General features: G+C 66.3%; 23 protein-coding genes. All 23 read left to right on the plus strand.

Features of this window, described 5'->3' with window-relative positions; translation table 11 throughout:
- Positions 1 to 533: 533 nt before the first annotated feature.
- The 23 genes from rpoB to rplE all read left to right on the plus strand — a co-directional run bounded on the left by rpoB (position 534) and on the right by rplE (position 21,922).
- Complete coding sequence (rpoB, locus tag ABT381_RS09965) at positions 534 to 4,016, plus strand: DNA-directed RNA polymerase subunit beta (protein ID WP_351590505.1); 3,483 nt, start codon at positions 534 to 536, stop codon at positions 4,014 to 4,016.
- 96 nt (positions 4,017 to 4,112) lie between these two features.
- Positions 4,113 to 8,012: a DNA-directed RNA polymerase subunit beta' gene (locus ABT381_RS09970; protein ID WP_351590508.1), complete on the plus strand. Its 3,900-nt coding sequence runs from the start codon at positions 4,113 to 4,115 to the stop codon at positions 8,010 to 8,012.
- A gap of 205 nt (positions 8,013 to 8,217) precedes the next feature.
- A complete protein-coding gene (locus ABT381_RS09975) occupies positions 8,218 to 8,691 on the plus strand; it encodes a DUF1707 and DUF4190 domain-containing protein (RefSeq protein ID WP_351590628.1) in 474 nt (157 codons plus the stop codon).
- A gap of 396 nt (positions 8,692 to 9,087) precedes the next feature.
- Positions 9,088 to 9,459, plus strand: coding sequence for a 30S ribosomal protein S12 (gene rpsL / locus ABT381_RS09980; RefSeq protein WP_003948652.1), 372 nt, complete (start codon positions 9,088 to 9,090; stop codon positions 9,457 to 9,459).
- A gap of 2 nt (positions 9,460 to 9,461) precedes the next feature.
- Positions 9,462 to 9,932: a 30S ribosomal protein S7 gene (rpsG, locus tag ABT381_RS09985; protein ID WP_027749253.1), complete on the plus strand. Its 471-nt coding sequence runs from the start codon at positions 9,462 to 9,464 to the stop codon at positions 9,930 to 9,932.
- A 39-nt stretch (positions 9,933 to 9,971) separates the two neighbouring features.
- Positions 9,972 to 12,092 (plus strand): elongation factor G, encoded by a 2,121-nt coding sequence (fusA, locus tag ABT381_RS09990; protein ID WP_351590512.1) that lies wholly within the window; start codon positions 9,972 to 9,974, stop codon positions 12,090 to 12,092.
- Between the two features lie 165 nt (positions 12,093 to 12,257).
- Positions 12,258 to 13,451, plus strand: coding sequence for an elongation factor Tu (tuf, locus tag ABT381_RS09995; protein ID WP_351590515.1), 1,194 nt, complete (start codon positions 12,258 to 12,260; stop codon positions 13,449 to 13,451).
- Between the two features lie 208 nt (positions 13,452 to 13,659).
- Complete coding sequence (locus ABT381_RS10000; RefSeq protein ID WP_351590518.1) at positions 13,660 to 14,244, plus strand: Uma2 family endonuclease; 585 nt, start codon at positions 13,660 to 13,662, stop codon at positions 14,242 to 14,244.
- Between the two features lie 122 nt (positions 14,245 to 14,366).
- Positions 14,367 to 14,792: an aspartate 1-decarboxylase gene (gene panD / locus ABT381_RS10005; protein ID WP_351590521.1), complete on the plus strand. Its 426-nt coding sequence runs from the start codon at positions 14,367 to 14,369 to the stop codon at positions 14,790 to 14,792.
- Between the two features lie 456 nt (positions 14,793 to 15,248).
- Complete coding sequence (gene rpsJ / locus ABT381_RS10010; RefSeq protein WP_014054162.1) at positions 15,249 to 15,557, plus strand: 30S ribosomal protein S10; 309 nt, start codon at positions 15,249 to 15,251, stop codon at positions 15,555 to 15,557.
- 17 nt (positions 15,558 to 15,574) lie between these two features.
- Positions 15,575 to 16,219 (plus strand): 50S ribosomal protein L3, encoded by a 645-nt coding sequence (gene rplC / locus ABT381_RS10015; protein WP_351590525.1) that lies wholly within the window; start codon positions 15,575 to 15,577, stop codon positions 16,217 to 16,219.
- 8 nt (positions 16,220 to 16,227) lie between these two features.
- On the plus strand, positions 16,228 to 16,878 hold the full coding sequence (rplD, locus tag ABT381_RS10020) for a 50S ribosomal protein L4 (RefSeq protein WP_351590527.1): 651 nt from the start codon (positions 16,228 to 16,230) through the stop codon (positions 16,876 to 16,878).
- On the plus strand, positions 16,878 to 17,201 hold the full coding sequence (rplW, locus tag ABT381_RS10025; protein WP_351590530.1) for a 50S ribosomal protein L23: 324 nt from the start codon (positions 16,878 to 16,880) through the stop codon (positions 17,199 to 17,201). Before rplD ends, rplW begins: the two co-directional genes overlap by 1 nt.
- 40 nt (positions 17,202 to 17,241) lie before the next feature.
- Positions 17,242 to 18,078, plus strand: a complete 837-nt coding sequence (gene rplB / locus ABT381_RS10030; protein WP_351590535.1) for a 50S ribosomal protein L2 — start codon at positions 17,242 to 17,244, stop codon at positions 18,076 to 18,078.
- 12 nt (positions 18,079 to 18,090) lie between these two features.
- On the plus strand, positions 18,091 to 18,372 hold the full coding sequence (rpsS, locus tag ABT381_RS10035) for a 30S ribosomal protein S19 (RefSeq protein ID WP_030262810.1): 282 nt from the start codon (positions 18,091 to 18,093) through the stop codon (positions 18,370 to 18,372).
- Between the two features lie 44 nt (positions 18,373 to 18,416).
- A complete protein-coding gene (gene rplV / locus ABT381_RS10040) occupies positions 18,417 to 18,764 on the plus strand; it encodes a 50S ribosomal protein L22 (RefSeq protein WP_351590630.1) in 348 nt (115 codons plus the stop codon).
- On the plus strand, positions 18,764 to 19,597 hold the full coding sequence (gene rpsC, locus ABT381_RS10045; RefSeq protein ID WP_351590539.1) for a 30S ribosomal protein S3: 834 nt from the start codon (positions 18,764 to 18,766) through the stop codon (positions 19,595 to 19,597). The genes rplV and rpsC overlap by 1 nt, the downstream gene beginning before the upstream one ends.
- A 3-nt stretch (positions 19,598 to 19,600) precedes the next feature.
- On the plus strand, positions 19,601 to 20,020 hold the full coding sequence (gene rplP / locus ABT381_RS10050) for a 50S ribosomal protein L16 (protein ID WP_006604880.1): 420 nt from the start codon (positions 19,601 to 19,603) through the stop codon (positions 20,018 to 20,020).
- A complete protein-coding gene (rpmC, locus tag ABT381_RS10055; protein ID WP_351590542.1) occupies positions 20,020 to 20,244 on the plus strand; it encodes a 50S ribosomal protein L29 in 225 nt (74 codons plus the stop codon). Before rplP ends, rpmC begins: the two co-directional genes overlap by 1 nt.
- Entirely contained in the window at positions 20,244 to 20,525 is a 282-nt protein-coding gene (gene rpsQ / locus ABT381_RS10060; protein WP_030262818.1) for a 30S ribosomal protein S17, read from the plus strand. Before rpmC ends, rpsQ begins: the two co-directional genes overlap by 1 nt.
- Positions 20,526 to 20,666: 141 nt before the next feature.
- Positions 20,667 to 21,035: a 50S ribosomal protein L14 gene (gene rplN, locus ABT381_RS10065; protein WP_003974257.1), complete on the plus strand. Its 369-nt coding sequence runs from the start codon at positions 20,667 to 20,669 to the stop codon at positions 21,033 to 21,035.
- Positions 21,036 to 21,038: 3 nt separating this feature from the next.
- Positions 21,039 to 21,362: a 50S ribosomal protein L24 gene (gene rplX / locus ABT381_RS10070; protein WP_351511168.1), complete on the plus strand. Its 324-nt coding sequence runs from the start codon at positions 21,039 to 21,041 to the stop codon at positions 21,360 to 21,362.
- A complete protein-coding gene (rplE, locus tag ABT381_RS10075) occupies positions 21,362 to 21,922 on the plus strand; it encodes a 50S ribosomal protein L5 (protein WP_030262823.1) in 561 nt (186 codons plus the stop codon). The genes rplX and rplE overlap by 1 nt, the downstream gene beginning before the upstream one ends.
- The last annotated feature ends 1 nt before the right edge of the window (position 21,923 follow it).

Here is a 21,923-nt window from a genome sequence, read left to right on the forward strand (position 1 = left end):
GGTCGCCCTTCGGCGTTGCGATGTCCTTGCGGAGTTGCCGCGCACTCCCGTGCGAGTATGGTGATCTTCGTTGTCCGGCCGTGCGCCTCGTGACGATCTCCCTGGGGTGGGGGGCCTTGACGAACAGCACGCGGCGCGCAATTCTCAGGACGCGACGTCAGAAGCGATCCGGAGTCCGAGGCATGGATCGCCGACGAAGAGGGCAGTATCGATGTGCGCCCAGGGGGCGCACGGTATGCAGCAGGCGCTGAGCGTGAAGAACTACAACGAGGGGTACCCCTGCTAGAGGGAGCCTTCCGGAGGAGAGATTGGGTGCAGAGCCGGTCTCCGAAAACCCGGTCTGGACATCAGTGTGCCGAGTGGCTACACTGACCCTTTGCGCTGCCTGTTAGCTGCTCCCTGCCCGTCACCAGGGGCATACCCACATCTCAGCACTGCGGACGTCACCTCCCTGACCAGGGATTTCTTCCGTTCTGTGCGGACGTGGGACCGGTACGCGCGTAGTGAGTCCGAGCCCTCGGAAGGACCCCCTCTTGGCCGCCTCGCGCAACGCCTCGACTGCCAATACGAACAACGGCGACAGCACCGCCCCGCTGCGCATCTCTTTTGCGAAGATCAAGGAGCCCCTCGGGGTTCCGAACCTCCTTGCGCTGCAGACCGAAAGCTTCGACTGGCTGCTCGGCAACGCCGCATGGAAGGGTCGCGTCGAGGCTGCGCTGGAGTCCGGTCAGGACGTCCCCACCAAGTCCGGTCTGGAAGAGATCTTCGAAGAGATCTCCCCGATCGAGGACTTCTCCGGGTCGATGTCGCTGACGTTCCGCGACCACCGCTTCGAGCCCCCGAAGAACAGCATCGACGAGTGCAAGGAGCGCGACTTCACGTACGCGGCTCCGCTCTTCGTCACCGCCGAGTTCACCAACAACGAGACCGGCGAGATCAAGTCCCAGACGGTCTTCATGGGCGACTTCCCGCTCATGACCAACAAGGGCACCTTCTGCATCAACGGCACCGAGCGTGTCGTCGTCTCGCAGCTGGTCCGCTCGCCGGGCGTCTACTTCGACAGCCAGATCGACAAGACGTCCGACAAGGACATCTTCTCCGCCAAGATCATCCCGTCCCGGGGTGCCTGGCTGGAGATGGAGATCGACAAGCGCGACATGGTCGGTGTCCGCATCGACCGCAAGCGCAAGCAGTCGGTCACCGTTCTGCTCAAGGCCCTCGGTTGGACGACCGAGCAGATCCTCGAGGAGTTCGGCGAGTACGAGTCCATGCGCGCCACCCTGGAGAAGGACCACACCCAGGGCCAGGACGACGCGCTGCTCGACATCTACCGCAAGCTGCGCCCGGGCGAGCCGCCGACGCGTGAGGCCGCGCAGACGCTGCTGGAGAACCTGTACTTCAACCCGAAGCGTTACGACCTCGCCAAGGTCGGCCGCTACAAGGTCAACAAGAAGCTCGGCGGCGACGAGCCGCTCGACGCCGGCGTGCTCACCACCGACGACATCATCGCCACGATCAAGTACCTGGTGAAGCTGCACGCCGGTGAGACCGAGACGATGGGCGAGAGCGGCCGGGAGATCGTCGTCGAGACCGACGACATCGACCACTTCGGCAACCGCCGCCTGCGCAACGTCGGCGAGCTGATCCAGAACCAGGTCCGTACGGGTCTCGCCCGTATGGAGCGCGTCGTGCGTGAGCGCATGACCACCCAGGACGTCGAGGCGATCACGCCGCAGACCCTGATCAACATCCGGCCGGTCGTCGCCTCCATCAAGGAGTTCTTCGGCACCAGCCAGCTGTCCCAGTTCATGGACCAGACCAACCCGCTGTCGGGTCTGACCCACAAGCGCCGTCTCTCGGCGCTGGGCCCGGGTGGTCTCTCCCGTGAGCGGGCCGGCCTGGACGTCCGTGACGTGCACCCGTCTCACTACGGCCGCATGTGCCCGATTGAGACCCCGGAAGGCCCGAACATTGGTCTGATCGGTTCGCTCGCCTCGTACGGCCGGGTCAACGTCTTCGGCTTCATTGAGACCCCGTACCGCAAGGTCGTCGACGGCCAGGTGACCGAAGAGGTCCTCTACCTCACCGCCGATGAGGAAGACCGCTTCATCATCGCCCAGGCCAACGCCCCGCTGACCGAGGACATGCGCTTCGCCGAGCAGCGTGTCCTGGTCCGCCGGCGTGGCGGCGAAGCCGACCTCGTCACGGTCGACGAGGTGGACTTCATGGACGTCTCGCCGCGCCAGATGGTGTCGGCCGCGACCGCCATGATCCCGTTCCTCGAGCACGACGACGCCAACCGCGCGCTCATGGGCTCGAACATGATGCGCCAGGCCGTACCGCTGATCAAGGCCGAGGCGCCGCTGGTCGGCACCGGCATGGAGTACCGCTGCGCGGTCGACGCCGGCGACGTCATCAAGGCCGAGAAGGACGGTGTGGTCCAGGAGGTCTCCGCGGACTACATCACCGTCGCCAACGACGACGGCACGTACACCACGTACCGCGTCGCCAAGTTCACCCGCTCCAACCAGGGCACCTCCTTCAACCAGAAGGTCGTCGTGGACGAGGGCGCGCGGGTCATCGAGGGCCAGGTCCTCGCCGACGGTCCGTCCACGGACGAAGGCGAGATGGCGCTCGGCAAGAACCTGCTCGTGGCGTTCATGCCGTGGGAGGGTCACAACTACGAGGACGCGATCATCCTGTCGCAGCGCCTCGTGCAGGACGACGTCCTCTCCTCGATCCACATCGAGGAGCACGAGGTCGACGCCCGTGACACCAAGCTCGGCCCGGAGGAGATCACCCGGGACATCCCGAACGTCTCCGAGGAGGTCCTCGCGGACCTCGACGAGCGCGGCATCATCCGCATCGGTGCCGAGGTCGTCGCCGGCGACATCCTGGTCGGCAAGGTCACGCCCAAGGGTGAGACCGAGCTGACCCCGGAGGAGCGCCTGCTCCGCGCGATCTTCGGTGAGAAGGCGCGCGAGGTCCGTGACACCTCGCTGAAGGTGCCGCACGGCGAGACCGGCAAGGTCATCGGCGTCCGCGTCTTCGACCGCGAGGAGGGCGACGAGCTTCCCCCCGGTGTGAACCAGCTGGTGCGCGTGTACGTGGCGCAGAAGCGCAAGATCACCGACGGTGACAAGCTCGCCGGCCGTCACGGCAACAAGGGCGTCATCTCGAAGATCCTGCCGGTCGAGGACATGCCGTTCCTGGAGGACGGCACCCCGGTCGACATCATCCTCAACCCGCTGGGTGTCCCGTCCCGAATGAACCCGGGACAGGTCCTGGAGATCCACCTCGGCTGGCTCGCCAGCCAGGGCTGGAAGGTCGAGGGTTCCGAGGAGTGGCAGCAGCGGCTGCAGGCCATCGGCGCCGACGACGTCGCGCCGCGGACCAACGTCGCCACGCCGGTCTTCGACGGTGCGCGCCAGGACGAGCTGCAGGGTCTGTTCGACTCCACGCTGCCGAACCGCGACGGCGACCGGATGGTCAAGGACACCGGCAAGGCCCGGATGTTCGACGGCCGCTCCGGCGAGCCGTTCCCGGACCCGATCTCGGTCGGGTACATGTACATCCTCAAGCTGCACCACCTGGTCGACGACAAGCTGCACGCCCGCTCGACCGGTCCGTACTCGATGATCACCCAGCAGCCGCTGGGTGGTAAGGCTCAGTTCGGTGGCCAGCGCTTCGGTGAGATGGAGGTGTGGGCGCTGGAGGCTTACGGCGCCGCTTACGCCCTCCAGGAGCTGCTGACGATCAAGTCCGACGACGTGACCGGCCGCGTGAAGGTCTACGAGGCCATCGTCAAGGGCGAGAACATCCCCGAGCCCGGCATTCCCGAGTCCTTCAAGGTGCTCATCAAGGAAATGCAGTCGCTGTGCCTGAACGTGGAGGTGCTGTCCTCGGACGGCATGTCCATCGAGATGCGCGACACCGACGAGGACGTCTTCCGCGCGGCGGAGGAGCTCGGTATCGACCTGTCCCGGCGCGAGCCGAGCAGCGTCGAAGAGGTCTGACGGGTCTGGCCGGGACCTCCCTGTGAGGTCCCGGCCCCACCCCGGACCCCCTCAGACCATGATTGAGACTCGACCCTGAAAGAGGGATTGACGACAGTGCTCGACGTCAACTTCTTCGACGAGCTGCGGATCGGCCTCGCCACCGCTGACGACATCCGTCAGTGGTCCCACGGCGAGGTCAAGAAGCCGGAGACCATCAACTACCGCACCCTCAAGCCCGAGAAGGACGGCCTCTTCTGCGAGAAGATCTTCGGCCCCACTCGGGACTGGGAGTGCTACTGCGGTAAGTACAAGCGCGTCCGCTTCAAGGGCATCATCTGCGAGCGCTGCGGCGTCGAGGTCACTCGCGCCAAGGTGCGTCGTGAGCGGATGGGCCACATCGAGCTGGCCGCGCCCGTCACGCACATCTGGTACTTCAAGGGCGTTCCGAGCCGGCTGGGCTACCTGCTGGACCTCGCCCCCAAGGACCTCGAGAAGGTCATCTACTTCGCCGCCTACATGATCACGTGGGTGGACGAGGAGCGCCGTACGCGCGACCTGCCCTCGCTGGAGGCGCACGTCTCCGTCGAGCGTCAGCAGATCGAGCAGCGCCGCGACGCCGACCTCGAAGCCCGCGCCAAGAAGCTCGAGACCGACCTGGCCGAGCTGGAGGCCGAGGGCGCCAAGGCCGACGTGCGCCGCAAGGTGCGCGAGGGTGCCGAGCGCGAGATGAAGCAGCTGCGCGACCGTGCGCAGCGCGAGATCGACCGCCTGGACGAGGTCTGGAACCGCTTCAAGAACCTCAAGGTCCAGGACCTCGAGGGCGACGAGCTGCTCTACCGCGAGCTGCGTGACCGCTTCGGCACGTACTTCATGGGCGGCATGGGCGCGGCTGCCCTGCAGAAGCGCCTGGAGTCCTTCGACCTCGACGAAGAGGCCGAGAAGCTCCGCGAGATCATCCGTACCGGCAAGGGCCAGAAGAAGACCCGTGCGCTCAAGCGCCTCAAGGTCGTCTCCGCGTTCCTGCAGACCCGCAACAGCCCCAACGGCATGGTGCTGGACTGCATCCCGGTCATCCCGCCGGACCTGCGTCCGATGGTGCAGCTGGACGGTGGCCGCTTCGCGACCTCCGACCTGAACGACCTGTACCGCCGTGTGATCAACCGCAACAACCGCCTCAAGCGTCTCCTTGACCTCGGTGCCCCCGAGATCATCGTGAACAACGAGAAGCGGATGCTGCAGGAGGCCGTCGACGCGCTGTTCGACAACGGCCGCCGCGGTCGCCCGGTCACCGGTCCCGGTAACCGCCCGCTGAAGTCCCTCAGCGACATGCTGAAGGGCAAGCAGGGCCGTTTCCGTCAGAACCTGCTCGGTAAGCGTGTGGACTACTCCGCGCGTTCCGTCATCGTCGTCGGCCCGCAGCTGAAGCTGCACCAGTGCGGTCTGCCCAAGGCCATGGCGCTGGAGCTCTTCAAGCCGTTCGTGATGAAGCGCCTGGTGGACCTGAACCACGCGCAGAACATCAAGTCGGCGAAGCGCATGGTCGAGCGCGGCCGCACGGTCGTGTACGACGTCCTCGAAGAGGTCATCGCCGAGCACCCGGTTCTGCTGAACCGTGCGCCCACCCTGCACCGCCTCGGCATCCAGGCCTTCGAGCCGCAGCTGGTCGAGGGCAAGGCCATTCAGATTCACCCGCTCGTCTGCACCGCGTTCAACGCGGACTTCGACGGTGACCAGATGGCCGTGCACCTGCCGCTCTCCGCGGAGGCGCAGGCCGAGGCCCGCATCCTGATGCTGTCCTCGAACAACATCCTCAAGCCGGCCGACGGCCGTCCGGTCACCATGCCGACCCAGGACATGGTGCTGGGCCTGTTCTTCCTCACCACCGACGAGGAGGAGCGCAAGGTCATCGGTGAGGGCCGCGCGTTCGGCTCGGTCGCCGAGGCGATCATGGCGTTCGACGCCAAGGAGCTCTCGCTCCAGGCGAAGGTCGACATCCGCTTCCCGATCGGCACGGTCCCGCCCCGCGGCTGGACCCCGCCGGCTCCGGAGGAGGGCGAGCCCGAGTGGCAGCAGGGTGACAGCTTCCGGCTGCGGACGACCCTGGGCCGCGCGCTCTTCAACGAGCTGCTGCCCGAGGACTACCCGTTCGTCGACTACTCGGTGGGCAAGAAGCAGCTCTCCGCGATCGTCAACGACCTGGCCGAGCGGTACCCCAAGGTCATCGTCGCGCAGACGCTGGACAACCTGAAGGCGGCCGGTTTCCACTGGGCCACCCGCTCCGGTGTCACCGTCGCCGTCTCCGACATCGTCGTGCCGGAGGCCAAGAAGGCCATCGTCGAGGGCTACGAGGCCCAGGACGAGAAGGTCCAGAAGCAGTACGAGCGCGGTCTGATCACCAAGGACGAGCGCACTCAGGAACTGATCAACATCTGGACCAAGGCGACCAACGAGGTCGCCGAGGCGATGAACGACAACTTCCCCAAGACGAACCCCATCTTCATGATGGTTGACTCGGGTGCCCGAGGAAACATGATGCAGATGCGGCAGATCGCCGGTATGCGTGGTCTGGTGTCGAACGCGAAGAACGAGACCATCCCGCGACCCATTAAGGCGTCGTTCCGTGAGGGTCTCTCCGTGCTGGAGTACTTCATCTCCACCCACGGTGCCCGTAAGGGTCTCGCGGACACCGCCCTGCGTACCGCCGACTCGGGTTACCTCACCCGTCGTCTCGTGGACGTCTCCCAGGACGTCATCATCCGCGAGGAGGACTGCGGCACCGAGCGCGGCCTCAAGCTGCGGATCGCCACGAAGGGTCCCGACGGCGTCCTGCGCAAGACCGACGACGTCGAGTCCAGCGTGTACGCCCGGATGCTCTCCGAGGACGTCGTCGTCGACGGCAAGGTCATCGGCCCCGCCAACGTCGACCTCGGTGACGTGCTCATCGACCAGCTGGTCGCGCACGGCGTCGAGGAGGTCAAGACCCGCTCGGTCCTGACCTGTGAGTCCGCGGTCGGCACCTGTGCCTTCTGCTACGGCCGTTCGCTGGCCACCGGCAAGCTGGTCGACATCGGTGAGGCCGTCGGCATCATCGCGGCCCAGTCCATCGGTGAGCCCGGTACCCAGCTGACGATGCGTACCTTCCACACCGGTGGTGTGGCGGGTGACGACATCACCCTGGGTCTGCCGCGAGTCGTCGAGCTCTTCGAGGCCCGTACGCCCAAGGGCGTCGCCCCGATCTCCGAGGCCGCAGGCCGCGTGCGGATCGAGGAGACCGAGAAGACCAAGAAGGTCATCGTCACCCCCGACGACGGCAGCGACGAGACGGCCTACGGCGTCTCCAAGCGTGCCCGTCTGCTGGTGGGCGAGGGCGACCACGTCACGGTCGGCCAGCCGCTGACCGTGGGTGCGATCAACCCGCACGACGTGCTGCGCATCCTCGGCCAGCGTGCGGTCCAGGTCCACCTGGTCGGCGAAGTCCAGAAGGTCTACAACAGCCAGGGCGTGGCGATCCACGACAAGCACATCGAGATCATCATCCGGCAGATGCTGCGCCGCGTGACGATCATCGAGTCCGGCGACGCGGAGCTGCTGCCGGGCGAGCTCGTGGAGCGCTCGAAGTTCGAGGGTGAGAACCGTCGGGTCGTGGCGGAGGGTGGCCACCCGGCCTCCGGCCGTCCGCAGCTGATGGGTATCACCAAGGCGTCGCTGGCCACCGAGTCGTGGCTGTCGGCGGCGTCCTTCCAGGAGACGACCAGGGTCCTGACCGACGCGGCGATCAACGCCAAGTCGGACTCCCTGATCGGCCTCAAGGAGAACGTCATCATCGGTAAGCTCATCCCGGCCGGTACGGGCCTGTCCCGCTACCGCAACATCCGGGTCGAGCCGACCGAGGAGGCCAAGGCCGCGATGTACTCGGCCGTCGGCTACGACGACATCGACTACTCGCCGTTCGGCACCGGCTCCGGCCAGGCCGTTCCGCTGGAGGACTACGACTACGGTCCGTACAACCAGTAAGCGGTGGTCGGCGGCGGCCGGCCCGTAAGGGCGAAACGCGAACCGCAGGGCGGTCATCCTCATGTTGGATGACCGCCCTGCGGTGTGTGGGGGATGATGGGGCTATCAGGGCTCCGGCCGGGGGGAGGTCTCACAGGTGGCATTCGAACCGTGGCAGGGGGGCCGGCCGGCCCACCCGCCCCGTCAGATGCCCGCCATGCCCGCGATGCGCGCCGCGCACGCGGACCGGGAGCGGGCGGTCGATGTACTGAAGGCCGGGTTCGCCGAGGGGCGGCTCTCCCAGAGCGAGTACGAGGAGCGGGTGGAGCGCGCCTATCAGGCGCTGACCTACGGCGACCTGCAGTTACTGGTGGGGGACCTGCCGCAGGGGCCGGTGCCGCAGCCGCCGATGCTGCTGCCGCAGCCGATGGTCCCGCCGACGTTCCTGCCGATGCCCCCGGCGCGGACCAACCCGTCCGCGACCGGCGCCATGATCTGCGGCCTGCTCACCCCGCTGACCTGGGGAGTGACCGCGATCCCGGCGGTGATCCTGGGGCACAAGGCGCGGGCGGAGATCCGCCGGAACGACGAGCGGGGCGACGGCATGGCGCTCACCGGCGTGGTGCTGGGCTGGCTGGCCATCGGGGGCTGGTGCCTGGTGATGCTGATCACGCTGCTGGCGCTGCTGCCGAAGACCTGAGGCGCGGGGCGGCGTCCGCACGGGCCGTGGGGCACGCTCCGGGGCGCTGTCGCAACGGGGCTGGACACCTTCTTCCGTCGGCGCGATCAGCGCACTACGGTGGCGGCAGCGCCGTGGGAGTCCGGCGTGTCCTACGCGTGTGCATTTGTTTTGACCGCAGCCCATGCGGTAGGTACGCTCTGACCTTGTGCCTGGGGTGTCCCTGGCCTGCCGTGCGCGCATCTCCCTCAGCCTTCGGGCGGGCGGTGCCGGTGCGCACGAAGCCGGGTCCGACACCGTAATTCGCTGCTCCTCGTTCCAGCGAGGGATCTGCGGTATTCGACACACCCGACCTCGTGGGTCGGCGAAGTTCCAGGTTAGCTTTACCGAGACTGGCACACAGAAACCGGAGAAACGGTGCCTACGATCCAGCAGCTGGTCCGCAAGGGCCGGCAGGACAAGGTCGAGAAGAACAAGACGCCTGCACTCGAGGGTTCGCCCCAGCGCCGTGGCGTCTGCACGCGTGTTTTCACCACCACCCCGAAGAAGCCGAACTCGGCCCTGCGTAAGGTCGCGCGTGTGCGTCTGACCAGCGGCATCGAGGTCACCGCTTACATTCCGGGTGAGGGCCACAACCTGCAGGAGCACTCGATCGTGCTCGTGCGTGGCGGTCGTGTGAAGGACCTGCCGGGTGTTCGGTACAAGATCATCCGCGGCTCCCTCGACACGCAGGGCGTCAAGAACCGCAAGCAGGCTCGCAGCCGCTACGGCGCCAAGAAGGAGAAGTAAGAATGCCTCGTAAGGGCCCCGCCCCGAAGCGCCCGGTCATCATCGACCCGGTCTACAACTCTCCTCTGGTGACCTCCCTCATCAACAAGGTGCTGCTGAACGGAAAGCGCTCCACCGCCGAGCGCATCGTTTACGGCGCCATGGAGGGGCTGCGCGAGAAGACCGGCAACGACCCGGTCATCACGCTGAAGCGCGCGCTGGAGAACATCAAGCCGACCCTCGAGGTCAAGTCCCGCCGTGTCGGTGGCGCGACCTACCAGGTCCCGATCGAGGTCAAGCCGGGCCGCGCGTCGACCCTGGCGCTGCGCTGGCTCGTGGGCTACTCCCGCGCCCGCCGCGAGAAGACCATGACCGAGCGCCTCATGAACGAGCTGCTGGACGCCTCGAACGGCCTCGGCGCTTCGGTCAAGAAGCGCGAGGACACGCACAAGATGGCCGAGTCCAACAAGGCCTTCGCGCACTACCGCTGGTAGTCGCTACCCACATCGAGACCGAGAGAAGACGAAAGCCTTATGGCTACCACTTCACTTGACCTGGCCAAGGTCCGCAACATCGGGATCATGGCCCACATCGACGCGGGCAAGACGACGACCACCGAGCGGATCCTGTTCTACACCGGTGTTTCGTACAAGATCGGTGAGGTCCACGACGGCGCCGCCACGATGGACTGGATGGAGCAGGAGCAGGAGCGTGGCATCACGATCACCTCTGCTGCCACCACCTGTCACTGGCCGCTGGAAAACGTCGACCACACCATCAACATCATCGACACCCCGGGTCACGTCGACTTCACCGTCGAGGTGGAGCGTTCCCTGCGTGTGCTCGACGGTGCTGTGACGGTGTTCGACGGCGTTGCCGGCGTTGAGCCCCAGTCCGAGACCGTGTGGCGTCAGGCGGACCGCTACGGCGTGCCGCGTATCTGCTTCGTCAACAAGCTCGACCGCACCGGCGCGGAGTTCCACCGCTGCGTCGACATGATCGTGGACCGCCTCGGCGCGACCCCGATCGTGATGCAGCTGCCGATCGGCACCGAGGCGGACTTCAAGGGCGTCGTCGACCTCGTCACCATGAAGGCCCTGCTGTGGTCGGCCGAGGCCGCCAAGGGCGAGATGTACGACACCGTCGACATCCCCGACACCCACATCGAGGCTGCCGAGGAATGGCGCGGCAAGCTCCTCGAGACGGTCGCCGAGAACGACGAAGAGCTGATGGAGCTGTACCTGGAGGGCCAGGAGCCCACCGTGGAGCAGCTGTACGCGGCGATCCGCCGCATCACCATCAACGCCGGCAAGGCGGAGAACACCACCGTCACGCCCGTGTTCTGCGGTACCGCGTTCAAGAACAAGGGTGTCCAGCCGCTGCTGGACGCGGTCGTGCGTTACCTCCCGTCGCCGCTGGACGTCGAGGCCATCGAGGGCCACGCGGTCAACGACGCCGAGCAGGTCATCACGCGCCGTCCGTCCGAGGACGAGCCGCTCGCCGCTCTTGCCTTCAAGATCGCGAGCGACCCGCACCTGGGCAAGCTCACCTTCATCCGGGTCTACTCGGGTCGCCTGGAGTCCGGCACGCAGGTGCTGAACTCCGTCAAGGGCAAGAAGGAGCGCATCGGCAAGATCTACCGGATGCACGCGAACAAGCGTGAGGAGATCGACTCGGTGGGTGCCGGTGACATCGTCGCCGTCATGGGTCTGAAGCAGACCACCACCGGTGAGACCCTCTGTGACTCCGCCAACCAGGTGATCCTGGAGTCGATGGAGTTCCCGGCCCCGGTCATCCAGGTCGCCATTGAGCCCAAGTCCAAGGGCGACCAGGAGAAGCTGGGTGTCGCCATCCAGCGCCTCGCCGAAGAGGACCCGTCGTTCCAGGTCCACACCGACGAGGAGACCGGCCAGACCATCATCGCGGGTATGGGCGAGCTGCACCTCGACGTGCTGGTCGACCGTATGAAGCGTGAGTTCCGGGTCGAGGCCAACGTCGGCAAGCCGCAGGTCGCGTACCGCGAGACGCTGCGCAAGCCCGTCGAGCGTCTCGACTACACGCACAAGAAGCAGACTGGTGGTTCCGGCCAGTTCGCGAAGGTGCAGATCGCGATCGCGCCCCTGGAGGGCGACGGTTACGAGTTCGAGAACAAGGTCACCGGTGGCCGCATCCCGCGGGAGTACATCCCGTCCGTGGACGCCGGCTGCCAGGAGGCCATGGAGTTCGGTGTGCTCGCCGGCTACCCGCTGACGGGTGTCCGCGTCACGCTCCTCGACGGTGCCTTCCACGAGGTCGACTCCTCCGAGATGGCGTTCAAGATCGCCGGTTCGATGGCCTTCAAGGAGGCCGCCCGCAAGGCCTCCCCGGCCCTGCTCGAGCCGATGATGAAGGTCGAGGTCACCACGCCCGAGGACTACATGGGCGACGTGATCGGCGACATCAACTCCCGCCGTGGACAGATTCAGTCCATGGAGGACCGTCACGGTGCCAAGCTCGTCACGGGCCTGGTTCCGCTCTCGGAGATGTTCGGCTACGTCGGAGACCTCCGCAGCAAGACGTCGGGTCGCGCGAGCTACTCGATGCAGTTCGACTCCTACGCCGAGGTTCCGCGGAACGTCGCCGAGGAGATCATCGCGAAGGCCAAGGGCGAGTAAGACCCGTCTCGTCAGAGTCGGACCCCGACACGCTTTAGGCTTGACACCGACTGACGGGGCAATCCCCGCTATCCGTGAGGATTGCCCCCGTCAGCCGGCACCCCAGCAAAGATCACCTGGCGCCGATGAGTAAGGCGTACAGAACCACTCCACAGGAGGACCCCAGTGGCGAAGGCGAAGTTCGAGCGGACTAAGCCGCACGTCAACATCGGCACCATCGGTCACATCGACCACGGTAAGACGACCCTCACGGCCGCCATTACCAAGGTGCTGCACGACGCGTTCCCGGACCTGAACGAGGCCTCGGCCTTCGACATGATCGACAAGGCGCCGGAAGAGCGCCAGCGTGGTATCACCATCTCCATCGCGCACGTCGAGTACCAGACGGAAAACCGTCACTACGCCCACGTCGACTGCCCCGGTCACGCGGACTACATCAAGAACATGATCACCGGTGCCGCCCAGATGGACGGCGCGATCCTCGTGGTCGCCGCGACCGACGGTCCGATGCCGCAGACCAAGGAGCACGTGCTCCTGGCCCGCCAGGTCGGCGTTCCCTACATCGTTGTCGCCCTGAACAAGGCCGACATGGTGGACGACGAGGAGATCCTGGAGCTCGTCGAGCTCGAGGTCCGTGAGCTCCTCTCCGAGTACGAGTTCCCGGGCGACGACCTCCCGGTCGTCAAGGTCTCGGCGCTGAAGGCGCTCGAGGGCGACGCCGAGTGGGGCAAGTCGGTCCTGGACCTCATGAAGGCTGTCGACGAGGCCATCCCGGCCCCGGAGCGCGACACCGACAAGCCGTTCCTGATGCCGATCGAGGACGTCTTCACGATCACCGGTCGCGGTACGGTCGTCACCGGCCGTATCGAGCGCGGTGTCCTGAAGGTCAACGAGACCGTCGACATCATCGGCATCAAGACCGAGAAGACCACCACCACGGTCACCGGCATCGAGATGTTCCGGAAGCTGCTGGACGAGGGTCAGGCCGGTGAGAACGTCGGTCTGCTGCTTCGCGGTATCAAGCGCGAGGACGTCGAGCGCGGCCAGGTCATCATCAAGCCCGGTTCGGTCACGCCGCACACCGAGTTCGAGGCCCAGGCCTACATCCTGTCGAAGGACGAGGGTGGCCGTCACACCCCCTTCTTCAACAACTACCGCCCGCAGTTCTACTTCCGTACCACGGACGTGACCGGCGTCGTGACCCTCCCCGAGGGCACCGAGATGGTCATGCCGGGCGACAACACCGCCATGTCGGTCCAGCTGATCCAGCCGGTCGCCATGGAGGAGGGCCTGAAGTTCGCCATCCGTGAGGGTGGCCGGACCGTCGGCGCCGGCCAGGTCACCAAGATCAACAAGTAAGCTCGCTTACCTGCTGATCGAGGAGACCCGGCGCTCCTAGGAGCACCGAGCCTCGGCTCACAGAAGGGCCCGTACGACTTCGGTCGTACGGGCCCTTCTTGCATGGCGTCAAGGGTGTGCAGGTGTTCCCCCGCCTTCGAGCGGCTTTTGGTCGTATCGGGGCGCTACGGTGGGTGGACGGTCGACGATCTCGTCCATGGGAGGAATCATGACCGCCGAACCGCAGCACACCTGGCCGGTGCCGCCGCCGTACGGCTACACCGTGGACGACCTGTTCGCTCTGCCCGATCTCCCGCCGCACACCGAGTTGATCGACGGGAGCCTGGTCTTCGTGAGCCCCCAGCGGGATTTTCACACGCTGGTGATGTATCTGCTGGAGGCCGGGCTGCGGCGGACGGCGCCGGAGCGCTTCCGGGTGCGGCGGGAGATGACCGTCGTACTGGACGCGCGGAACGCCCCCGAGCCGGACATCGTCGTGCTGCACGCCGAGGCCGTACGGGACCGGCGGCAGACGCGCTACGAGGCGTCCGATGCCGTGCTCGCCGTGGAAGTCGTCTCGCCCGACTCCGAGGCGCGGGACCGGGACACCAAGCCGGGCAAGTACGCGGCGGCGGGCATCCCGCACTTCTGGCTGGTCGAGATGGCGGGGGAGAAGGACCACCCGGCGGTGCACACGTACGAGCTGGACGCGGTCACGAAGGCGTACGGGCTCACCGGTATTCACCATGAGCGGCTGAAGACGACGGTGCCGTTCACGATCGACATCGATCTGAGCGAGGTCGACCATCTGTAGGGCTTGAGGGGTTCCTGGCGGTGACAGTCGTCACTCTTTGTGGGCCCGATGGGGGCGCTTAGCATGGGCTCGTCGGCGCGCACCTCGGGTGAGGGCGCGACCCTTATCACAGGAGTGACGCCATGCTGCGCACCATGTTCAAGTCGAAGATCCACCGGGCGACCGTGACCCAGGCCGATCTGCATTACGTCGGGTCCGTGACCGTTGACGCGGAGTTGCTGGACGCCGCCGATCTGCTGCCGGGCGAGCTGGTCCACATCGTCGACATCACCAACGGGGCCCGGCTGGAGACGTACGTGATCGAGGGGGAGCGGGGGTCCGGGGTCATCGGGATCAACGGCGCGGCCGCGCACCTCGTGCACCCCGGTGACCTGGTGATTCTCATCAGCTACGGGCAGGTGGAGGACGCCGAGGCACGGGCGATGAAGCCGCGCGTGGTGCATGTGGACGCCGGAAACCGGATCGTGGCGCTGGGGAGCGACGCCTCGGCGCCGGTGCCCGGGAGCGCGCAGGAGCGCAGTCCGCAGGCGGTCGTTCCGGCCGGCTGACGGCGGGGCCGGAGGGCCTGTCCGGGACGGATGAGGCGGGCCCGAGGATTCGCCGAGTGTGGCGTGGGGTACTCTCTCCCCTTCGGTTGGCCAGCCGTGTGCCCCATATGGCACACTAGCCAAGTTGCTCGGTTGAGTGCCGATGCTGCGCGCCTCCCGCCGGGAGGACCGGAAGCGAGTCCTAGGTATTCGTCGCCTCTTATCAGGGGCGGAAGTACGGGAATCTTCCGGGAAGCTCAGCGGGGTGCCTCAGCCAGGCGCCCGGTGGGTGTCCATGACCCCACGTTCTCCTTCTCGAAGGATCTCCCTTGCGGAGATACGCGGGAAGGGATGCGACACGCCCGACCGCGTGGGTCGGCGAAGAGCGAGAGCGTGGCGGATGTGGGCCGTGTCCGTACAAGGCACAAGCGCATCGGGTCCCAGAGCGTTTACGAGACAAAGGACTACACAGTAGCCATGGCGGGACAGAAGATCCGCATCCGGCTCAAGGCCTACGACCACGAGGTCATCGACAGCTCGGCGAAGAAGATCGTCGAGACGGTGACCCGCACTGGTGCGTCGGTCGCAGGCCCGGTGCCGCTGCCCACTGAAAAGAACGTGTACTGCGTCATCAAGTCGCCGCACAAGTACAAGGACGCGCGCGAGCACTTCGAGATGCGGACGCACAAGCGCCTGATCGACATCCTCGACCCGACGCCGAAGACCGTTGACTCCCTGATGCGACTCGACCTCCCGGCCGGTGTCGACATCGAGATCAAGCTCTGAGGGTCGGTGAGTCGAGAATGACTAAGCAGATCAAGGGCCTCCTGGGCGAGAAGCTCGGCATGACCCAGGTCTGGGACGACAACAACCGTGTCGTTCCGGTGACCGTGGTCAAGGCCGGCCCCTGTGTCGTTACCCAGGTGCGCACCGCAGACCAGGACGGTTACGACTCCGTCCAGATCGCCTTCGGCGAGATCGACCCGCGCAAGGTGAACAAGCCCCTCAAGGGCCACTTCGCCAAGGCCGACGTCACCCCCCGTCGTCACCTCGTCGAGGTCCGTACCGCCGACGCCGGCGAGTACACCCTCGGCCAGGAGATCAATGCCGAGGTCTTCGACTCCGGCATCAAGGTGGACGTGACCGGCACGAGCAAGGGCAAGGGCTTCGCCGGTGTCATGAAGCGTCACGGCTTCCACGGCGGCAAGGCCTCCCACGGCGCGCACCGTGTGCACCGCAAGCCGGGCTCCATCGGTGGCTGCGCCACCCCGGGCCGCGTGTTCAAGGGCATGCGGATGGCCGGTCGTATGGGCAACGAGCGGGTCACCACCCAGAACCTGACCGTCCATGCCGTTGACGCGGAGAAGGGTCTGCTGCTCATCAAGGGCGCAGTTCCTGGTCCGAACGGCGGCCTCGTCCTGGTCCGTACCGCGGCCAAGGGGGCCTGAGGTAACCGATGAGCACCATTGACATCCTTTCGCCGGCAGGCGACAAGGCCGGTACCGTCGAGCTCCCCACGGAGATCTTCGACGCGAAGGTCAGCGTTCCGCTGATCCACCAGGTCGTCGTCGCACAGCTGGCCGCTGCCCGTCAGGGCACGCACAAGACCAAGACCCGTGGCGAGGTCCGCGGCGGTGGCAAGAAGCCGTACCGCCAGAAGGGCACCGGCCGCGCGCGTCAGGGCTCGACCCGTGCGCCGCAGTTCGCCGGCGGTGGCGTCGTCCACGGCCCCGTGCCGCGTGACTACTCGCAGCGGACCCCGAAGAAGATGAAGGCCGCCGCCCTGCGCGGTGCCCTCACCGACCGGGCCCGCAACTCGCGCATCCACGTCGTTTCCGGCGTGGTCGAGGGTGCGACCTCCACCAAGGCCGCGAAGACGCTGTTCGGCAAGATCTCGGAGCGCAAGAACCTGCTCCTGGTCGCCGAGCGCAGCGACGAGGCCGCGTGGCTGTCCGCCCGCAACCTGCCCCAGGTTCACATCCTGGAGCCGGGCCAGCTGAACACGTACGACGTGCTCGTCTCGGACGACGTGGTCTTCACCCAGACCGCTTTCGAGTCCTTCGTGTCTGGCCCCAAGGCCGCTGAGACCGAAGGGAGCGACGCCTGATGAGTGAGGCCGTCGTCACCAGCAAGACCTACACGGACCACCGTGACGTGCTGAAGAAGCCCGTCGTGTCCGAGAAGAGCTACGCGCTCCTGGACGAGAACAAGTACACGTTCATCGTCGACCCGCGTGCCAACAAGACCCAGATCAAGCAGGCCGTCGAGGCGGTCTTCTCGGTCAAGGTCACCGGGGTGAACACGATCAACCGGCAGGGCAAGCGCAAGCGCACCCGCACCGGTTTCGGCAAGCGCGCTGACACCAAGCGCGCCATCGTGACCCTCGCCGAGGGCGACCGCATCGACATCTTCGGCGGTCCGACCGCCTAACGGCGGTCTGGATCGTCCGGAATCGGACGAGGACTGAGAAATGGGTATCCGCAAGTACAAGCCGACGACCCCGGGCCGTCGTGGCTCCAGCGTCGCCGACTTTGTCGAGATCACGCGGTCCACGCCGGAGAAGTCGCTGGTTCGCCCGCTGCACAGCAAGGGCGGCCGTAACAACGCCGGTCGTGTGACCGTTCGCCACCAGGGCGGTGGCCACAAGCGCGCCTACCGCGTGATCGACTTCCGTCGTCACGACAAGGACGGCGTGCCGGCCAAGGTCGCGCACATCGAGTACGACCCGAACCGCACCGCGCGCATCGCGCTCCTGCACTACGCGGACGGCGAGAAGCGCTACATCATCGCCCCCCGCGGTCTGTCGCAGGGTGACCGGATTGAGAACGGCCCTGGCGCCGACATCAAGCCCGGCAACAACCTGGCGCTGCGCAACATCCCGGTCGGTACGACCATCCACGCCATCGAGCTGCGGCCCGGCGGCGGCGCGAAGTTCGCCCGCTCCGCGGGTGCCTCCGTGCAGCTGCTGGCGAAGGAGGGCTCCATGGCCCACCTTCGTATGCCGTCGGGTGAGATCCGCCTGGTCGACGTCCGCTGCCGCGCCACCGTCGGCGAGGTCGGCAACGCCGAGCAGTCGAACATCAACTGGGGCAAGGCCGGCCGCATGCGCTGGAAGGGCGTTCGCCCGACCGTGCGTGGTGTCGTGATGAACCCCGTCGACCACCCGCACGGTGGTGGTGAGGGCAAGACCTCCGGTGGTCGCCACCCGGTCTCGCCGTGGGGTCAGAAGGAGGGTCGTACTCGTTCGCCGAAGAAGGCTTCGAACAAGTACATCGTCCGCCGCCGCAAGACGAACAAGAAGCGCTAGGAGCGGGTTTAGATGCCGCGCAGTCTCAAGAAGGGGCCCTTCGTCGACGACCACCTGATCAAGAAGGTGGATGTCCAGAACGAAGCCGGCACCAAGAACGTCATCAAGACCTGGTCCCGTCGCTCCATGATCGTGCCGGCCATGCTCGGCCACACGCTGGCGGTGCACAACGGCAAGACCCACGTCCCGGTGTTCGTCACCGAGTCGATGGTCGGCCACAAGCTCGGCGAGTTTGCGCCGACCCGCACCTTCCGCGGCCATGAGAAGGACGACCGCAAGTCGCGTCGTCGCTGATCTGCGGAAAGCGAAGACCAATGACTGACACCGAAGGGACAACCATGGAAGCCAGGGCCCAGGCGCGCTACGTGCGTGTCACGCCCATGAAGGCCCGCCGCGTGGTGGACCTTGTCCGTGGCATGGATGCCACGGAGGCTCAGGCGGTCCTGCGTTTCGCCCCGCAGGCCGCGAGCGTGCCGGTGGGCAAGGTGCTGGACAGCGCCATTGCCAACGCCGCGCACAACTACGACCACACGGACGCCTCCTCGCTGGTCATCAGCGAGGCGTACGTCGACGAGGGCCCGACCCTGAAGCGGTTCCGTCCGCGTGCTCAGGGCCGTGCCTACCGGATCCGCAAGCGGACCAGCCACATCACTGTGGTCGTCAGCAGCAAGGAAGGAACCCGGTAATGGGCCAGAAGGTAAACCCGCACGGGTTCCGGCTCGGCATCACCACCGACTTCAAGTCGCGCTGGTACGCCGACAAGCTGTACAAGGACTACGTCAAGGAAGACGTCGCCATTCGTCGCATGATGACGAAGGGCATGGAGCGCGCCGGTATCTCGAAGGTTGAGATCGAGCGCACCCGTGAGCGCGTCCGCGTTGACATCCACACCGCCCGTCCGGGCATCGTCATCGGCCGCCGCGGCGCCGAGGCCGACCGCATCCGCGGTGAGCTGGAGAAGCTCACCGGCAAGCAGGTCCAGCTGAACATCCTCGAGGTCAAGAACCCCGAGACGGATGCCCAGCTGGTCGCGCAGGCCGTCGCGGAGCAGCTGTCCTCGCGTGTCTCCTTCCGTCGCGCCATGCGTAAGAGCATGCAGTCGACGATGAAGGCCGGCGCCAAGGGCATCAAGATCCAGTGCGGTGGCCGTCTCGGCGGCGCCGAGATGTCCCGCTCGGAGTTCTACCGCGAGGGCCGCGTGCCCCTGCACACGCTCCGTGCGAACGTCGACTACGGCTTCTTCGAGGCCAAGACGACCTTCGGTCGCATCGGCGTGAAGGTCTGGATCTACAAGGGCGACGTCAAGAACATCGCCGAGGTTCGCGCCGAGAACGCCGCCGCCCGTGCGGGCAACCGCCCGGCCCGTGGTGGCGGCGGCAACGACCGTCCGCGCCGCGGTGGCGAGCGTGGTGGCCGTGGCCGCAAGCCGCAGCAGCAGGCTCCCTCCGCCGAGGCCGCCAAGGCCGAGGCTCCGGCCGGTGCCGCCGCTGAGCCCAGCGCTGCCGGAAAGGAGAGCTGACCCATGCTGATCCCTCGTAGGGTCAAGCACCGCAAGCAGCACCACCCGAAGCGCAGTGGCATGGCCAAGGGTGGCACCGAGCTGGCATTCGGTGAGTACGGCATCCAGGCTGTCACCCCGGCCTACGTGACGAACCGGCAGATCGAGTCCGCTCGTATCGCCATGACCCGTCACATCAAGCGTGGCGGCAAGGTCTGGATCAACATTTACCCGGACCGCCCGCTGACGAAGAAGCCGGCCGAGACCCGCATGGGTTCCGGTAAGGGTTCTCCGGAGTGGTGGGTCGCGAACGTCAAGCCCGGTCGGGTGATGTTCGAGCTGTCCTTCCCGAACGAAAAGGTTGCGAAGGAGGCGCTGACCCGCGCCGCCCACAAGCTTCCGATGAAGTGCCGCATCGTGCGGCGCGAGGCAGGTGAGTCGTGATGGCGGCCGGTATCAAGGCGACCGAGCTGCGCGAGCTGAATGACGAGGACCTCGTCGCGAAGCTTCGTGAGGCCAAGGAGGAGCTGTTCAACCTCCGCTTCCAGGCGGCGACCGGACAGCTCGAAAACCACGGCCGGCTGAAGGCCGTCCGCAAGGACATCGCCCGGATCTACACCCTGATGCGGGAGCGCGAGCTCGGCATCGAGACGGTGGAGAGCGCCTGATGAGCGAGACGAATGTGACTGAGAAGAACGAGCGCGGCTTCCGCAAGACCCGCGAGGGTCTTGTCGTCAGCGACAAGATGGACAAGACCGTCGTCGTCGCCGTCGAGGACCGCGTCAAGCACGCGCTGTACGGCAAGGTCATCCGTCGTACGAACAAGCTCAAGGCGCACGACGAGCAGAACGCCGCGGGCGTGGGCGACCGTGTCCTCCTCATGGAGACCCGGCCGACCTCCGCGACGAAGCGCTGGCGCGTCGTCGAGATCCTCGAGAAGGCCAAGTAATTCCCGCAAGGGAATTGCAGACGGCAAGCACATCCCCCCGAGGGGGATTCCCTCGGAATAGTTCCGCCAGGCTCCGCGGGGGCTGCGCCTCGTAAGAGGTAACGCCCCCGCGGGGAACCGGCAGACGATCAGGAGATAGACGTGATCCAGCAGGAGTCTCGGCTGCGCGTCGCCGACAACACGGGTGCGAAGGAAATTCTCACCATCCGTGTTCTCGGTGGCTCGGGCCGACGCTACGCGGGCATCGGTGACGTCATCGTCGCCACCGTGAAGGATGCGATCCCCGGTGGCAACGTGAAGAAGGGTGACGTCGTCAAGGCGGTCATCGTGCGCACCGTGAAGGAGCGCCGCCGTCCCGACGGTTCGTACATCCGCTTCGACGAGAACGCGGCCGTCATCCTCAAGAACGATGGCGACCCCCGCGGCACCCGTATCTTCGGCCCCGTGGGCCGTGAGCTGCGCGAGAAGAAGTTCATGAAGATCATCTCGCTCGCGCCGGAGGTGCTGTAACCGATGAAGATCAAGAAGGGCGACCTGGTCCAGGTCATCACCGGTAAGGACAAGGGCAAGCAGGGCAAGGTCATTCAGGCCTTCCCCGCCGACGACCGTGTCCTGGTCGAGGGTGTCAACCGGGTCAAGAAGCACACCAAGGCCGGTCAGACCGCTCGCGGTTCGAAGACCGGCGGCATTGTGACGACCGAGGCCCCGATCCACGTGAGCAACGTTCAGCTCGTGGTGGAGAAGGACGGCAACAAGGTCGTCACCCGCGTCGGGTACCGCTTCGATGACGAAGGCAACAAGATCCGCGTTGCCAAGCGGACCGGTGAGGACATCTGATGACTGCCACCACCAACGCGCCGCGCCTCAAGCAGCGCTACCGCGAAGAGATCGCCGGGAAGCTGAAGGACGAGTTCTCGTACGAGAACGTCATGCAGATCCCCGGTCTGACCAAGATCGTGGTCAACATGGGTGTGGGCGACGCCGCCCGCGACTCCAAGCTGATCGAGGGCGCCATCCGCGACCTCACCACGATCACCGGCCAGAAGCCGGCCGTGACCAAGGCCCGCAAGTCCATCGCGCAGTTCAAGCTGCGTGAGGGCCAGCCGATCGGTGCCCACGTCACCCTCCGCGGTGACCGCATGTGGGAGTTCCTGGACCGCCTGCTGTCGCTCGCGCTGCCGCGCATCCGCGACTTCCGTGGTCTGTCGCCGAAGCAGTTCGACGGCCGGGGCAACTACACCTTCGGTCTCACGGAGCAGGTCATGTTCCACGAGATCGACCAGGACAAGATCGACCGTACCCGGGGTATGGACATCACCGTGGTCACCACGGCGACCAACGACGACGAGGGCCGCGCCCTCCTCCGTCACCTCGGCTTCCCGTTCAAGGAGGCGTGAG

Origin of the sequence: Streptomyces sp. NPDC000151 (assembly GCF_040301705.1) — a bacterium.
Lineage (GTDB): Bacteria > Actinomycetota > Actinomycetes > Streptomycetales > Streptomycetaceae > Streptomyces.